A 14,922-nucleotide genomic window follows, 5' to 3' on the forward strand; every position below is an offset into this window, starting at 1 on the left:
GGTCAGGGCCCCAACGTGGACGCCAGGTCGCGGAGCGGGCCATCGGTGAGCCGGTAGGTGCGCCACTCCGTCTGGGGCTGCGCTCCCAGCGATTCGTAGAACTCGATCGACGGGGTGTTCCACTTCAGGACGGACCAGGACAGCCGGGTGTAGTCGTGATCGACGCACTCCTGCGCGAGCGCGGCCAGTAGCGCCTTGCCGTGGCCGCCGCCGCGGGCGGACGGCAGGACGAACAGGTCCTCGAGATAGATCCCGTGGGTGCCGTCCCAGGTGGAGAAGTTGCGGAACCACACCGCGATCCCCACCACCTCGCCCGAGTCGGACTCGGCGACGTGGGCGAACGCGGCGGCGTCGGGACCGAACAGGGCACGCTGGATCTGACCGGGCTCCACCGTGCAGTGCTCGCGTGCCTGCTGGTAGTCGGCGAGCCGGTGGATCATGTCCGTGATCACCGCGGTGTCGTCCGGCCGTGCGCGGCGGATCATCGGTGGGCGCCTTCGCCCTGTTCGGCTTCGGCTTCGGCGTCGCGTGCCGGCCCGGGCGAGCGCAGGTGCTCGGTGACGTTGTGGGCGAGCACCTGGGTGGCACCGTGTTCGAAGCCCAGCGTCGAGTACGCGCCCGGTGCCATCGCGAACCGCCTGCCCTCGATGACGGGTAGTTCGATCCAGCGGGCCAGGAGGGCGCGCGAGAAGTGGCCGTGCCCCACGACGACCACGTCCCGTCGAGTCAGTTGCGAATGTGCCACGGACAGAACGAGATCTGCGCGAGCGAGGATGTGGTCCGTCTGCTCGCCTCCCGGGCACGGGTGGGTCCACACCGTCCAGTCGGGTGCCCGGGTGCGGATCTGTGGGGTGGTGAGACCTTCGTAGTCGCCGTAGTCCCATTCGGCGACGGCGTCCCAGGCGCGATCGACGGTGAGCCCGGCGAGCTCCGCGGTGTCGAGGGCCCGCATGCGTGGACTCGAGATCACCAGCGGGTCCCGCAGATCCAGGTGAGCCAGGGCCCGTCCGGCCGCGCGGGCCTGTGTACGTCCCAGGTCGGTGAGGGGAATGTCGGTGGGGCCGGTGTGCCTGCCGGTACTCGCCCACTCCGTGTCGCCGTGCCGGAGCAGCACTATCCGGTGCACGATCTCGGCTCCGCCACGCGGTTCAGGCACACCCATGCCCCCATCATGTCAGTGCCCGGCCCGCGAATCCGGTCCGGCCGTGGGCGAATTTGCGGGGAAGGCTCGCCTCCGCCGCGGAAGTAGGCAAAGATCGAGGCCGTGACGACGGTTCTGGCAGTGGCCAATCAAAAGGGTGGGGTGGCCAAGACCACCACCGTTGCCTCGCTGGGGGCGGCACTGGCCGCGCTCGGTCAGCGAGTGCTCACGGTCGATCTGGATCCGCAGGGGTGTCTGACGTTCTCCCTCGGGCACAACCCGGACCGGCTCGAGGCATCGGTACACGAGGTACTCACGGCCGATCTGCGTCCTCAGGACGCGATCGTCGAGACCGGTGAGGGGGTGGACCTCCTACCGGCCACCATCGATCTGGCCGGTGCCGAGGCGATGCTGCTGATGCGTCCCGGCCGGGAGTTCACCCTCAAGCGGGCGCTCTCGCCACTGCTGTCGGAGTACGACACGATCATCATCGACTGCCCGCCCTCGCTCGGCGTGCTCACGCTCAACGGGCTCACCGCGGCGCAATCGGTGCTGGTTCCGCTGCAGTGCGAGACGCTGGCGCATCGTGGTGTGGGCCAGTTGTTGCGGACGGTTCGCGAGGTCCAGCAGATCACCAATCCCGATCTGGTGTTGCTCGGCGCGGTCCCCACCCTCTACGACGCCCGCACCACGCACAGCCGGGACGTACTCGCGGATGTGTCCGATCGCTACGATCTGCCGGTGCTGTGGCCGCCGATTCCCCGCACCGTGCGGTTCGCGGAGGCCTCGGCCTCCGGGGCGACGGTCCTCGCCGGGCGCAAGAACAAGGGCGCACAGGCCTACCGGGACCTCGCTGAGAACCTGGCCAAGCACTGGGCCGGTTCGGAACTGGTGACGTTCGCGCCGGCCGTGGACTCCTGACCCGACCCGCTCGACCTGCGACGACCCGAGGCCGGAACCGGTCAGCGCAGAGCGACCAGCAGGTCGCCGCGCTGCTCGACGACCACGCCGCCGATCACCGCGGGAATCACGGGAACGTCGCCCTGCGGCCGGGTGACCGCCAGGGTGCGGTCGGCCACTCCGGTGGCAGGATCGACGACGGCGAGGCCTGTCGGCACCGGGACCAGAAGGCGGTCGGCCATCTGTGCGGCCGGTCCCCGAGCGTCGGGAAGACTCCATCGCGGTTCGAGGTCCGTGGTGTCGAAGGCGACCAGGGTCGATCCGGTCCACCAGGTGACGGCGGAGCCGTTCGTTGCCGTCACGGCATGATCGGTGGCGGGCTCGGGTAGCGGCACCACGGCGGCCAGGCGACCTTCGCCGTCGTAGATCCCGACGCGCGGGCCCTCCCCACCTTCTCCGGGGAGGTAGACCGCCGTACGTTCGCCGGCCACCGCGACGATGCGCGCGCCCGGGCCGTCGATCTCGGCGAGGACGGACGAGCCGAACTCCTCCGGCTCCTGCGCGTCCTCCGGTGACGGTGCGAGGACGGTGAGCCTCTCGGCGCTCTCTCCGGGGCAGCGTTCGAGGACGGACAGCCGACTGCTCCCCGCGGCCGCGTCGACGAGCGTGCACCCGGAACGAGGCTGTGTGCCCGGGTTGACCGGGGCGCCCACCCGCCCGTACTCGAGCGTGCGCACCAGGTCCGAGCGCCATGCCTCGAGGCGTTCGTCCCCGCGTGCGAGGACGTAGGTGCCGTTGGCGGCGAGCTCGATCGACGTATCGGCGTCGCTGCTGCGCTGCGCGGCCCGGGCACCGGAGGCCCCGTCGAGCGCGGTGACCTGGGAGCATCCTCGGCCGTCGCGGTACACGGCGATCGCCCGCTGCCAGGCGCCGACCACTCCACACAGGTCGAGGTCGCGTTCGTACCGCCACAGCTCGACACCCGTGTCCGGGGCGCGGCCGACGACGGCGCCGTCCTCCGCGGACACGACTGTCCCGGCCGCGACGACGGGGCGGGCCGTCGCCGAACTGGGTGCATCCCACACCGCCTGCAGGGTAGCGGGAACCTCACGGGCGGGTTCCGGCGTCACGGCGGGCGTCTCCGCAGTGACGGACACGGTGGAACGAGCGTCGCTCCGCAACCAGACGACGCCGGTGGCGACGATGATCGCCAGCGCGAGGGCAGCCGCGATCAACAGGTCGGCGCGGGTGCGCCGCTCGGGGGCTTGCACGGCCGGTGTCTACTCCGATGCAGCAGCAGCGGCGGCCTGCGCGGGCCGGCGACGACGGCGGCGACGACGCGGCGCCCCGTCCGACTCGTGACCGGAATCGGTCGAGTCCGAGGCTCGTGTGCCGGAGGAATCCGCAGCCGAGGCGTTCGCCGCCGTCGATTCCGCCGTCTTCGACTCTGCCGAGGCGTGCTCGCCGGTGACGGGCTGACCACCACGGGTGCGTCGACGCGACCGCGAGCGGGTCCGGGCCGGACGCTCGGTGCGCTCGGCCGTGTCGCGGGGCTCGGACTCGTCGCGAGGTTCCGCCGCGGGGCGAGCCTTCTTCACGGTGCCGGTGGTTCCCTCGGGAATGCCGAGTTCCTCGAACAGGTGCGGCGAACTCGAGTAGGTCTCGACGGGATCGGGCGTTCCGAGGTCGAGTGCCTTGTCGATCAGCTGCCAGCGCGACACATCGTCCCAGTCCACCAGGGTGACGGCGATACCGGTGCGTCCGGCGCGACCGGTGCGGCCGATCCGGTGCACGTAGGTCTTCTCGTCCTCGGGGCACTGGTAGTTGATCACGTGGGTGACGTCGTCGATGTCGATGCCGCGGGCGGCGACGTCGGTGGCGACCAGCACGTCGATCTTGCCGGTGCGGAAGGACTTGAGTGCCTTCTCGCGGGCGATCTGGCCGAGGTCGCCGTGAACGGCTCCGACGGCGAATCCGCGCTCGGCCAGGTCGTCGGCGACCTTCTGCGCGGTGCGCTTGGTCCGGGTGAAGATCATGGTGGCGCCGCGGCCTTCGGCCTGCAGGACGCGGGAGACGAGTTCGACCTTGTCCATCGCGTGGGCGCGGTAGATCCGCTGAGTGGTGAGCTCGTGCACCGCGGACGAGGCGGCTTCCTCGGCGCGGATGTGGGTGGGCTGGGTGAGGAACGTCCGCGCGAGGGTGATGATCGGCCCGGGCATGGTGGCCGAGAACAGCATCGTCTGCCGCTTCTCGGGAACCATCGAGAGGATCCGCTCGATGTCCGGGAGGAAGCCGAGGTCGAGCATCTCGTCGGCCTCGTCGAGGACGAGAACCTCGATCTTTCCGAGGATCAGGTGGCCCTGCTTGGCGAGGTCGAGGAGGCGGCCGGGGGTGCCGACCACCACGTCCGCACCGCTGCGGAGGGTCTCGATCTGCGCCTCGTAGGGGCGGCCACCGTAGATGGAGAGCACCTCGAGGCGGCCCTTCGCGCCGCTTCCCGCGAGATGCCTGGCCGCGTTCTCCAGGTCCTTCGTCACCTGGATGCACAGCTCGCGCGTCGGCACGATGACCAGTGCCCGCGGGGTGCCGTCGAGTGCGGCCGTGGTGGATGCGGTCGAGACGCGGTGCAGGAGCGGGACGCCGAATCCGAACGTCTTGCCCATGCCGGTACGGGCCTGGCCGATGAGGTCGTCGCCGGCGAGCGCAAGCGGCAGTGTGAGTTCCTGGATGGCGAAGGTGCGGTCGATACCGATGTCGGTGAGGGCACGGACGATCTCGTCGCGGACACCCAGTTCGCCGAACGTGGGCGGAACGTGGGTGTCGTCCAACTGGGCGGACAGCGTGGTTTCGGTGGCGTCGTCTTCGTGGTCGATCGTGATCTTGCTCAGGGGTCTGGCCTTCCTCGTAGCAGCACGCACGCACGAGGTGGCGGGCCGGGTCGCGGTTCGACCGTAAAGTGTCCCTGTCGACGAGTCGGCGATCCGTTCCAGGATCGGTGGGTCGGCGGTCTGACCCGCCGACTCTCGTCGATTTCCTCTCCCGATGCGGTGGGCCTACGCCTCGGCACCGGACGGGTCCGGCGGGGCGTGGGCGCCGACCGTCGGTCAGGTGCGCGCACATGAACGCTGGGTGCCGCGGCGGCCGCTCGTGAGAACGATGCGCGACTCCCGTGACCATTGTAACGGTCGGGGACACCCGTCCTGTTCCCGCGCGATCCCGCGTGTCCGGCGGGCGGCGGCGTCGGCACACCCGGACCGGTGGGCGGGAATGGCCCGGAATCGTCGGTGCCGACGCGCGACGCACTAGAGTCGGACACCATGGAATCCACGTCGACGCCGCCCTCGGCTTCCTCCGTACCTTCGCGTATCTCTCCTGATCACCCGGGTGTTCCCGAGTTGTTCGCGGTTCTCGCGTACGGCGAGATCTCCGCCTTCTACCGGCTGGCGGAGGATGCGCGGATGGCGCGCACGCTCCAGGGCAAGGTGGCGCTGGCATCGATGGCGTCGGCCGAGATGGCGCACTTCGAGACGCTGGAGTCGGCGCTCACGGCGCGCGGCTTCGATGTCTACGAGGCGATGGACCCGTTCGTGCGGGCGCTCGACGACTATCACGCGTCCACTGCGCCGTCGACGTGGCTCGAGGCCTTGGTGAAGGCCTACGTGGGCGACGGGATAGCGGCGGACTTCTACCGCGAGATCGGGCATTCGCTCCCGGTCGAGGTCGCCGAGATCGTCGAGGAGGTGCTGGCACAGACCGGGCACTCCGAGTTCGTCGTCCAGGAGGTTCGTGAGGCGGTGACGGCGAGCAGCAGGGACAAGGACCGGCTGATGCTGTGGGGGCGCCGGCTGCTGGGGGAGGCGATCACCCAGGCCCAGTTCGTGTTGGCGCGCCGGGAAGCTCTCACCGAGCTCGTGCTGTCGTCGTACGGCGACCTCAACGGGGTGGTGGCCCTGTTCGACCGCATGCAGGAGAAGCACTCGGAGCGGATGGCGGTCCTGGGTCTCGCATGACGGGCCTCGCGTGACGGGGCTCGCGTGTCACGCCAGCCGTGCCGTGTTCGCTCTCGGCACAGCCCCACGACCGGTGTTCGGGTGAGGTGCTGCATTAGCCTGGACCGGACAGTCCTATTGCATTTCGAAGAGTTCGGAGGTCGACCGTGGAGGTCAAGATCGGTCTAATCGACAGCCCGCACGAGCTCGTCATCGCCACCGACCGGGACCGGGACGAGGTCGAGAAGGTACTCACCGACGGGCTGACGAGCGGTACGGGCGTCGTGTCGCTCGAGGACGACAAGGGACGCAAGTACCTCGTGCAGTCCGCGAAGATCGCCTACGCGGAGATCGGTGCCGCGGACGCACGCAAGGTCGGGTTCGCGCCGCTCACCTGACCGCGCCACGACACACGAGCAGGGCACCCCGGAACGGGGTGCCCTGCTCGTGTGTGCCGGGCCGGTTCGGCCGTGGACCGGGACCGGTCGGTGCAATCGTGGACCGGGGACCGGTCAGCGCTGCTCGTGCTGCAACGGCACGTGCGACAGGCCGCCCCACGCGAGCGCCACGGTGGTGTCGACGGCCTCTTCCTTGGGAATGGGGCGCGCCGCCTCCAGCCAGTATCGGGCGGTGAACTGGCTGGCGCCGACGAGGCCCACCGCGAGGATCCTCGCCCGGTACGGATCGAGTCCGGAATCGTGGCTGACCAGATCGAACACCGCGTCGACGCACGCCTCGGTGGCCTGTTCGACGCGCTGCTGGACTGCGGGCTCGCCCATCAGGTCGGACTCGAACACCAGCCGGAACCCCTGCGAATCGTTGTCGACGAAGTCGAAGAACGCCTGCACGGCGGCACGCACCCGCTGCTTGTTGTCGGTGGTGGACCGCAAGGCCTGTCGCACACCGGAGATGAGGGTGTCGACGTAGCTCTGCAGTACGGCGACGTACAGCTCGAGCTTGCCGGGGAAGTGCTGGTAGAGGACGGGTTTGCTGACCCCGGCGCATTCGGCGATCTCGTCCATCCCCGCGGCGTGGTAGCCGCGGGAGACGAAGACCTCGCTGGCGGCCGCGAGCAGTTGCAGGCGGCGGGCGTCGCGGGGCAGACGAGTACTGCGACGATTGCCGGCGCCCTTGCCCGTGGTGCCGTCGCGTCCGGAGTCGGTCCGTTCCGCGAGTTCAGTCATGTCGCTTCCCATCTGCACAAGTATCCTGCGTCACAACTTCAGTGACCCTGCAAACGATACCTTCGCCGGATCACAGGGTCCCGTCAGGACCGCGGTGTCGTGAACGGGCGTTGTTTTCCCGGCGGTAGCCGACGGCGACGTGACACCGGCCCACGGTGGTGCGGACGACCGGACAGGGTTGCCCGGGTATAGCGGAGTCTCCCGTGCCGGCCCGAGGGCGACACGCCCGGGGATGCAGGGACGACGCCAGCCGGGCGGACGCGGCGGACTGTGAGATTCTGTCCTGCGTGACTGACCGAGGGCGATCGCGGGCGCGCGGCGGGGACACCCCGCACGGGTCCGGTGCGCGTTCGGCAGCCGGCGACGAGGCGGATCGCTATGCGGGCCCCGGTCGGGTCCGGGTCAGGCCGTCGAGTGAACATTCCCATCAGCCGCTGCGCGCGCAGTGGGATCCGACCGCGCGCGAGCCGCGGGGTCGCGCGCCCCGCCCGGATCGGAGCGCGCGGAAACAGAGCCGGCTGGGCCGGTTCGTGTCCACGTACGGATGGCGCGCCTACGCGATTCCCGTGCTCGCGGTGGTGACCGGGTTCGTCGTCGTCGATGCCGCACGTACCGGTGGCGGCGACGGTGCGGCACCCGATGCCGCCGCTCCCGGTATCGGCACCCTGTCGCAGGAAGGTGAGGGCACCGACGTGATCGGGGTGCCGCCGCTCGCCGACGGCAGCTTCGCCGAGTCCATGCCCGCGGGTGCGCTCCCGGACGGGGGGCCGTTCGCGGTGGACGGGGCAGGGACGTGGCGGGTCGTGCCGGGGACGACGGATCGGTTCGGTGAGGGCACCGAACGAGAGTTCACCTACACGGTGGAGGTCGAGGACGGAGTCGACACCGCCGGGTTCGGCGGGGACGATTCCCTGGCCCGGATGGTCGATTCCACGCTGGCGAACCCGAAGAGCTGGACGAACGACGACCGATTCGCCTTCCGTCGCGTCGACACCGGGGAGCCGGACTTCCGGGTGTCCCTGACCTCGCAGATGACCATTCGCGAGGCCTGCGGATACAGCATCGAGCTCGAGACGTCCTGCTACAACCCGGGACTCGGGCGGGTCCTGCTCAACGAGCCACGGTGGGTCCGGGGCGCGATCGCCTTCCAGGGCGACATCGGTTCCTACCGTCAGTACCTCATCAACCACGAGGTCGGCCACGCCATCGGGTATCGGGACCACCAGCCCTGCGAGACGCAGGACGGCTTGGCTCCGGTGATGATGCAGCAGTCGTTCGGTACCGCCAACCACGAGATCTACCGACTCGATCCCGAGGGAGTCGTGCCCGACAACGATCTCACCTGCCGGTTCAACCCGTGGCCGTATCCTCGGGGATGAGGCGCCCGGAAGAACACCGCCGACCCCGGGTGTCGAGGTAGGGCGACACCGTCGGCAGCCCGTTCCCGAGGAGTCATCGTGTCGATCGACAGTTCCGGTCCCGCTCCCTTGCCGCCGCTCGTCGAGCCGGCCGCGGAGTTGTCGCGGGAGGAGGTCGAGCGCTACAGCCGCCACCTCATCATCCCGGACGTGGGAATGGCGGGTCAGAAGCGTCTGAAGAACGCCCGTGTGCTGGTGATCGGAGCGGGCGGTCTCGGCTCTCCCGCGCTGCTGTATCTCGCCGCCGCGGGGGTGGGCACCATCGGCATCGTGGAGTTCGACGAGGTCGACATGTCCAACCTGCAACGGCAGGTGATCCACGGCCGCTCGGACGTGGGCCGGCCCAAAGCGGAGAGCGCCCGCGACTCGATCCGTGAGATCAACGAGAACGTCGACGTGCGGCTGCACGAGTTCCGGCTGGAACCGGACAACGCTGTGGAGTTGTTCTCCGAGTACGACCTGATCCTCGACGGCACCGACAACTTCGCCACCCGGTATCTCGTCAACGACGCCGCGGTCCTCGCCCACAAGCCGTACGTGTGGGGTTCGATCTTCCGGTTCGAGGGTCAGGCCTCGGTGTTCTGGGAGGACGCCCCGGACGGGCGCGGCCTGAACTATCGGGATCTGTACCCCGAGGCGCCGCCGCCGGGAATGGTGCCGTCGTGCGCCGAGGGCGGAGTACTCGGGGTGCTGTGCGCCTCGATCGGTGCGATCATGGCGACCGAGGCGATCAAATTGATCACCGGGATCGGAGAGTCCCTCCTCGGCCGGCTGATGATCTACGACGCGCTCGAGATGTCCTATCGGACGATCACGTTGCGCCGGGATCCGGCCCGTGAGCCGATCACCGGACTCATCGACTACGAGGCCTTCTGTGGTGTGGTGTCCGACGAGGGGCAGCAGGCTGCGGCGGGATCCACGATCACCGCCACGGAGCTTCGGGATCTGATCGACTCCGGAACGCCGATCGAACTGGTGGACGTCCGGGAGCCGGTCGAGTGGGACATCGTCCGGGTGCCCGGCGCGGTACTGATCCCCAAGGATCGGATCCTGTCCGGCGAGGCTCTCGCCGAGCTACCGCAGAACAGACAGATCGTCCTCTACTGCAAGACCGGAATCCGGTCGGCCGAGGCGCTCGCCGCGATCAAACGTGCCGGCTTCGCCGACGCCGTCCACGTACAGGGCGGGGTCATCAGCTGGGCCCGTCAGGTCGATCCCTCGCTGCCCGTCTACTAGCGCCGATTTGCCTACCGGTAGCGGACTCGGTGTGCGCGACACCGCGCGCCTGAACGGCGGACCGCGTCGTCGGCGGTAGCGTTGTCGCCGTGAGCACAGGTCGACCTCCCCCGCACGTGTGCTCCACGTTCGGCCTCAAGGACGTCGAACCCACCGCGCTGGGAGCGGACTGGGACGGCGGGTGGCTGTGTGGAGACGTCGTTCTGTCACCCGTCGCCGATCACGCGCGGGCCGCGTGGTCCGCGAAGGTCCGCGAGACGCTCGAGGTGGACGGCGTCCGGTTGGCCCGGCCGGTCCGCTCGACCGACGGTCGCTATGTCGTCTCGGGGTGGCGGGCGGACACGTACATCGAAGGCTTCCCCGAGCCCCGGCACGACGAGGTCGTGTCGATGTCGGGCCGGCTGCACGCCGCCACGTCCACCCTCGAACGGCCGCGCTTCCTCGTGCAGCCACCTGTGCCACCGTGGGCGGAGGTGGACGTGTTCGTCGCCGCCGACCGGGGTGCGTGGGAGAAGATCCCGCTCCGCAGCGCCAAGGGCGTGGAGCAGTTGGAGAACCCGACTCCGGACGGGCGCAGGAGCCTGGAGCTCATCAGTGCGCTGGCGACGCTGCGCAAACCGGTTCAGACGCCGGATCAACTCGTTCACGGCGATCTGTTCGGCACCGTGCTGTTCTCCGGTGCCCTCGCACCCGGGATCACCGACATCACGCCCTACTGGCGGCCCGCGCCCTGGGCGGCCGCGGTCGCGGTGGTCGACGCCATCTCGTGGGGCGGAGCGGACGAGGATCTCATCGGCCGCTGGGATGCACTGCCGGAATGGCCTCAGATGCTGCTGCGGGCGGTGCTGTTCCGGCTCTCGGTCCACGTCCTGCACCCACGATCGACGGCGGAAGCCTTCCCGGGGCTCGCCCGGACGGCGGACGTGGTGCGTCTGCTGCTGTAAGCCCCCTGTCAGTCCACCAGCCAGCCCATCACCGCTTCGTCCACCACCGCGGCACCGGAGCAGGTAGCGTCTCCCGCAGGCGAGACCGGCCGAGGCCTCGCGCGGGGTGTTCCCGGGCCAGTTCCCGGGGGCGGGGGGAGTGCATGGTGAGCGATCAGGGTTCGTCGCCCCACTATCAGCAGGCGGCCGGGTGGTACCCGGACCCCGCGGGTTCCGGTCTGGTGCGGTGGTGGGACGGTCGGCAATGGGGGCCTCTCCAGTATCAGCCGCCCCTGCAGTATCAGCCACCGATGGCGCAGGTGCCCGTCCCGCACTACGTCGCGGTGGTGGCACCGAAGAGCGTGGGCGTCGCCTTCCTGTTGGCCTTCCTGTTCGGCCCGCTCGGACTGCTCTACGCCTCGGTTCCCGGTGGTCTGATCATGCTGGTCGTCTCGTTCTTCGGTGTGTTCCTGTCGTTCGTCACGTTCGGTCTCACCTTCGTCCTGAGCTGGTTGACCTGTGTGGTCTGGGCGTGCGTCGCCGCGAACAGCCACAACGCCCGGGTGAGGTACCAGGCGTACCGCTGAACCACGCTCCGTCAGGTCAGGAGTTCGTGGAACAGTGATCGGGCTGCGTCGGCGGCGCGCTGCGGCGCTGCGGCCACGATCGCCTCGACCAGGGCCTCGTGGTCGGAGTGGTGCCCCTCGCCGGTGGCTCGGGTCCGGCGGATGACCAGTTCCCGGATCGCGGGGAGCAGCGAATCGTAGAACTCGAGGTAGACGGCGTTGTGGCTGGCCTCGACGATGGCCCGGTGCAGCGCGATGTCGGCGTCGACGGATTCCTCGGTCCGGCCCGCGTCCCACAGGCGTCGGCGCAGTGCCAGTTTCTCGGTGAGCGACGAGACGTCCGTGTCGCTGCGGCGTTCGGCGGCCAGCTCGGCGGCCGTCACGTCGAGAGCGCGGCGGAGTTCGAGGACGTCCCGCTCGTGCGCGTCGACGAAGTACTGGGTGAGTGTGTTTCCCACGTCGCTGGTACCGACGACGTAGGTTCCCGACCCCTGGCGGCGTTCCAGCAGCCCGGCGTGGACGAGGGCCTGGACCGCCTCACGCACCGTGTTCCGGCCGGTTCCGGTCAGCTCGGCGAGGGCTGGTTCGGTGGGTATCCGGTCGCCCACCGCCCAGCGTCCCTCGCGGATCTCGGTGCGCAACTGATCGGTGACCTGCGCGACGAGGCCGGACCGGCGCACCGGCTTCACATTAGTCATCCTGTCATCCTATGATTTCTCGGTGAAGATTTTCCACGGTCGACTCCTCGTGTTCTGCGCCATCGCCATGTCGGCACTGGTGTTGCGGCTCGCCGTCACCTCGTTCAGCCCCCTCGCGGCGCAGATTCAGGAAGACATCGGATTCTCCACCACGGTGGTGGGCGTGTTCGGCATGGTCCCCACTCTGATGTTCGCCGTGTCCGGCATGCTCACGCCGCTCCTGGCGGCGCGCTTCGGCCTCGAGCGCACCGTCACCGTCGCCATGCTCATGGCCGGAACCGGGATGGCGGCCCGTGCCCTGGTCACGGACACGTGGTCGCTGCTGGCACTGTCCGCGCTCGCACTGGCCGGCATGGGGATCGGCAACGTGGTGATCCCACCACTGGTCAAGCGCTATTTCTCCGACCGCCTCGCCGTGATGAGCTCGGTCTACATCGTGGGCGTGCAGATCGGCACCATCGTGCCGGCGTTCGTCGCGGTTCCGCTCGCCGATGCCGCGGGATGGCGCACGTCGATCGGGGTGTGGGCGGCGGTCGCCTTCGCGGCGGCTCTGCCCTGGATCGTGGTGCTCGCGCGTCGCCGGGCGGCACCCGGCGGCGCGTTCGCCGAGCCGCTGGCCGAGCCGGGCCGGCGCCCCAGTGCGTGGCGTTCGCCGGTGGGTTGGGCGATGGCCCTGATGTTCGGAATGACCTCCACCATCACCTATGCCATGTTCACCTGGATCCCCGCGATCCTCGCCGATGCCGGTGCGAGCGCCGCTTTCGGCGGCACGATGGTGGGACTCTTCTCGATGATGGGGCTGGTGGCCGCGTTCGGTGCGCCGACGCTCTGCGCCCGCATGGCCAACCCGTTTCCGCTGGTGGTGGCCTGCGCAGTGTGCTTCGTCCTCGCCTTCGCGGGCCTGTTGTGGGCGCCGATGAGCGCGCCGGTGCTGTGGATCGTGCTGCTCGGGCTCGGGCCGAGCACCTTCCCGATGGCACTGACGCTGATCAACCTGCGTACCCGCACCCACGCCGGATCCTCGTCGCTGTCCGGGTTCACCCAGGGCGTGGGCTACCTGGTGGCCAGCGCGGGTCCGCTGGTGTTCGGCGTGCTGCACGACGCGTCCGGGAACTGGTGGTGGTCGTTCGGGTACCTGTTCGCGTGTGTCGCCGTCCTCCTGGCCGCCGGATCCCAGGCCTGCCGGCCCAGGATGCTCGAGGACACCCTGCGGTCCGGGGACACGCTGCCCGGCGGTGGCGCCCCTGCAGGTCGATACACCGAGACACAGACCGGGGCTTCCTCACACGGTCGGTGAACCCCGGGTGAGAATCAATTGACGTCTCCGACACCGAGGGCATCACCCCCGCAACACCCGTTTTCTACCTTTAGGTCTCCCACACACATTCAGGAGGCCGACGGTGACACGCGACAGCACACGTCATTACATCGAGAAATGGGACGCCGAGGACGTCGAGGCCTGGGAGTCCGGGGGCAAGGATGTCGCCAAGCGCAACCTGATCTGGTCCGTCATCGCCGAGCATGTCGGATTCTCCGTGTGGTCCATCTGGTCCGTCATGGTGCTGTTCATGCCGACCGACGTGTACGGCATCGATCCCGCGGGCAAGTTCTTCCTGGTCGCGGTGCCGACCCTGGTCGGTTCGCTGCTGCGCATTCCGTACACCGTGGCCACGGCCCGGTTCGGCGGGCGTAACTGGACGATCTTCAGCGCCCTGGTCCTGCTGATACCCACGGTGCTCACGCTCGTCCTCATGATGAACCCCGGTGCGTCGTACACCACGTTCCTGATCGTGGCCGCCTTCGCCGGCTTCGGTGGCGGCAACTTCGCCTCGTCGATGGCGAACATCAACGCGTTCTACCCGCAGCGGCTCAAGGGCTGGGCACTCGGGCTCAACGCGGGTGGCGGCAACATCGGTGTTCCGGTCATCCAGATCGTGGGTCTGCTGGTCATCGCGACCGTCGGCAACACCGAGCCGTGGATCGTGTGCGCCGTCTACCTGGTGTTCATCGCCGTCGCGGCGCTGGGTGCGGCGTTGTACATGGACAACCTGGGCAACCAGAAGGCGGACATGCGGGCGATGCGCGAGGCGCTCACCCACCGGCACTCCTGGATCATCAGCTTCCTCTACATCGGCACGTTCGGTTCGTTCATCGGGTTCAGCTTCGCGTTCGGGCAGATTCTGCAGATCAACTTCATCGCCGGTGGCTCCACGCCGGCGGAGGCGGCCCTGCAGGCGGCACAGATCGCCTTCATCGGACCGCTGCTCGGGTCCATCGCACGTCCGCTCGGCGGCAAGCTCTCGGACCGGATCGGTGGTGGCAAGGTCACCCTGTACACGTTCGTGGGAATGGCACTGGCGGCGGGCGTCCTGGTGACCGCGGGCTCGCTCGACGACGCGGCGGACGGCGCCCCCACCGGCGCCATCATGACCACCTACGTCCTCGGGTTCATCGCGCTGTTCCTGCTCTCCGGCATCGGCAACGGATCGACGTACAAGATCATCCCCTCGGTCTTCGAGGCCAAGGCCCAGTCGTTGCCGCTCGACCGTGAGGGGCGCGCCTCGTGGTCCCGCTCGATGTCGGGCGCGCTGATCGGATTCGCCGGTGCCATCGGCGGACTCGGCGGCGTGGGCATCAACATCGTCCTGCGGGCGTCGTACAACAGCGAGGCGAACTCCGCGACCATGGCGTTCTGGGTCTTCATGGCCTTCTACATCGCCTGCATCGCGGTCACCTGGTTCGTGTTCCTGCGCCGCCCGGCGGCGGGGTCGACCGGGGGTGCGGCACCCACGGCGCCCGAACCCCGGGAGAGCACCACGGTCACCGCCTGACCGGCGAGCTTCACCGTCATCGCAGCCCGATTCGCT

At 69.2% G+C, this 14,922-nt stretch carries 15 protein-coding genes; 9 read left to right on the top strand and 6 right to left on the bottom strand.

Annotation, left to right across the window (positions count from 1 at the left end; translation table 11 throughout):
* Nucleotides 1–2: 2 nt before the first annotated feature.
* Both G4H71_RS17950 and G4H71_RS17955 read right to left on the bottom strand, forming a co-directional pair.
* On the bottom strand, nt 3–485 hold the full coding sequence (locus tag G4H71_RS17950; RefSeq protein ID WP_072736496.1) for a GNAT family N-acetyltransferase: 483 nt from the start codon (nt 483–485) through the stop codon (nt 3–5).
* Nucleotides 482–1,162: an acid phosphatase gene (locus G4H71_RS17955; protein WP_072736495.1), complete on the bottom strand. Its 681-nt coding sequence runs from the start codon at nt 1,160–1,162 to the stop codon at nt 482–484. Before G4H71_RS17955 ends, G4H71_RS17950 begins: the two co-directional genes overlap by 4 nt.
* Before the next feature lie 102 nt (nt 1,163–1,264).
* On the opposite strand from G4H71_RS17955, the gene G4H71_RS17960 reads away from it, so the two are divergent.
* On the top strand, nt 1,265–2,062 hold the full coding sequence (locus G4H71_RS17960; RefSeq protein WP_072736494.1) for a ParA family protein: 798 nt from the start codon (nt 1,265–1,267) through the stop codon (nt 2,060–2,062).
* Nucleotides 2,063–2,103: 41 nt separating this feature from the next.
* On the opposite strand, the gene G4H71_RS17965 is transcribed toward G4H71_RS17960, so the two are convergent.
* Together G4H71_RS17965 and G4H71_RS17970 are read right to left on the bottom strand one after the other, a co-directional pair.
* On the bottom strand, nt 2,104–3,312 hold the full coding sequence (locus G4H71_RS17965) for an Rv3212 family protein (RefSeq protein WP_072736493.1): 1,209 nt from the start codon (nt 3,310–3,312) through the stop codon (nt 2,104–2,106).
* A gap of 9 nt (nt 3,313–3,321) precedes the next feature.
* Nucleotides 3,322–4,959, bottom strand: coding sequence for a DEAD/DEAH box helicase (locus G4H71_RS17970; RefSeq protein ID WP_072736492.1), 1,638 nt, complete (start codon nt 4,957–4,959; stop codon nt 3,322–3,324).
* A 399-nt stretch (nt 4,960–5,358) separates the two neighbouring features.
* Here G4H71_RS17970 and G4H71_RS17975 point away from each other — a divergent pair, with 399 nt between their 5' ends.
* Nucleotides 5,359–6,051: a ferritin-like fold-containing protein gene (locus G4H71_RS17975; protein WP_072736491.1), complete on the top strand. Its 693-nt coding sequence runs from the start codon at nt 5,359–5,361 to the stop codon at nt 6,049–6,051.
* Between the two features lie 146 nt (nt 6,052–6,197).
* Nucleotides 6,198–6,428 (top strand): DUF3107 domain-containing protein, encoded by a 231-nt coding sequence (locus G4H71_RS17980; protein ID WP_072736490.1) that lies wholly within the window; start codon nt 6,198–6,200, stop codon nt 6,426–6,428.
* 114 nt (nt 6,429–6,542) lie between these two features.
* Here the strand turns inward: G4H71_RS17980 and fasR are convergent, their stop codons facing one another.
* Nucleotides 6,543–7,214 carry an HTH-type transcriptional activator FasR gene (gene fasR, locus G4H71_RS17985; RefSeq protein ID WP_072736671.1) on the bottom strand — a complete coding sequence of 224 codons (672 nt, stop codon included), beginning with the start codon at nt 7,212–7,214 and terminating at the stop codon, nt 6,543–6,545.
* Between the two features lie 287 nt (nt 7,215–7,501).
* On the opposite strand from fasR, the gene G4H71_RS17990 reads away from it, so the two are divergent.
* From G4H71_RS17990 to G4H71_RS18005, 4 genes are all read left to right on the top strand, one after another.
* Nucleotides 7,502–8,593 (top strand): DUF3152 domain-containing protein, encoded by a 1,092-nt coding sequence (locus G4H71_RS17990; RefSeq protein WP_371842132.1) that lies wholly within the window; start codon nt 7,502–7,504, stop codon nt 8,591–8,593.
* 78 nt (nt 8,594–8,671) lie between these two features.
* A complete protein-coding gene (gene moeZ / locus G4H71_RS17995) occupies nt 8,672–9,868 on the top strand; it encodes an adenylyltransferase/sulfurtransferase MoeZ (RefSeq protein WP_072736488.1) in 1,197 nt (398 codons plus the stop codon).
* An 89-nt stretch (nt 9,869–9,957) separates the two neighbouring features.
* Nucleotides 9,958–10,812 carry a TIGR02569 family protein gene (locus G4H71_RS18000; RefSeq protein WP_072736487.1) on the top strand — a complete coding sequence of 285 codons (855 nt, stop codon included), beginning with the start codon at nt 9,958–9,960 and terminating at the stop codon, nt 10,810–10,812.
* Between the two features lie 146 nt (nt 10,813–10,958).
* The gene (locus tag G4H71_RS18005) at nt 10,959–11,378 is read left to right on the top strand and encodes a DUF2510 domain-containing protein (protein WP_217631305.1); all 420 of its coding nucleotides are present in this window, start codon (nt 10,959–10,961) and stop codon (nt 11,376–11,378) included.
* An 11-nt stretch (nt 11,379–11,389) separates the two neighbouring features.
* Here the strand turns inward: G4H71_RS18005 and G4H71_RS18010 are convergent, their stop codons facing one another.
* A complete protein-coding gene (locus G4H71_RS18010; protein WP_083342930.1) occupies nt 11,390–12,055 on the bottom strand; it encodes a FadR/GntR family transcriptional regulator in 666 nt (221 codons plus the stop codon).
* A gap of 67 nt (nt 12,056–12,122) precedes the next feature.
* On the opposite strand from G4H71_RS18010, the gene G4H71_RS18015 reads away from it, so the two are divergent.
* Complete coding sequence (locus G4H71_RS18015) at nt 12,123–13,352, top strand: MFS transporter (protein ID WP_083342957.1); 1,230 nt, start codon at nt 12,123–12,125, stop codon at nt 13,350–13,352.
* 103 nt (nt 13,353–13,455) lie between these two features.
* Nucleotides 13,456–14,886: a nitrate/nitrite transporter gene (locus G4H71_RS18020; protein ID WP_072736485.1), complete on the top strand. Its 1,431-nt coding sequence runs from the start codon at nt 13,456–13,458 to the stop codon at nt 14,884–14,886.
* Nucleotides 14,887–14,922 lie beyond the last annotated feature (36 nt).

The organism is Rhodococcus triatomae, from assembly GCF_014217785.1.
Classification (GTDB): domain Bacteria; phylum Actinomycetota; class Actinomycetes; order Mycobacteriales; family Mycobacteriaceae; genus Rhodococcus_F; species Rhodococcus_F triatomae.

Excerpts from the sequence above, each read along its gene's own strand:
- G4H71_RS17950 (WP_072736496.1), bottom strand. The coding sequence starts at position 485 with ATGATCCGCCGCGCACGGCCGGACGACACCGCGGTGATCACGGACATG.
- G4H71_RS17955 (WP_072736495.1), bottom strand. The coding sequence starts at position 1,162 with ATGGGTGTGCCTGAACCGCGTGGCGGAGCCGAGATCGTGCACCGGATA.
- G4H71_RS17975 (WP_072736491.1), top strand. The coding sequence starts at position 5,359 with ATGGAATCCACGTCGACGCCGCCCTCGGCTTCCTCCGTACCTTCGCGT.
- fasR (WP_072736671.1), bottom strand. The coding sequence starts at position 7,214 with ATGACTGAACTCGCGGAACGGACCGACTCCGGACGCGACGGCACCACG.
- G4H71_RS18010 (WP_083342930.1), bottom strand. The coding sequence starts at position 12,055 with ATGACTAATGTGAAGCCGGTGCGCCGGTCCGGCCTCGTCGCGCAGGTC.
- G4H71_RS18015 (WP_083342957.1), top strand. The coding sequence starts at position 12,123 with ATGTCGGCACTGGTGTTGCGGCTCGCCGTCACCTCGTTCAGCCCCCTC.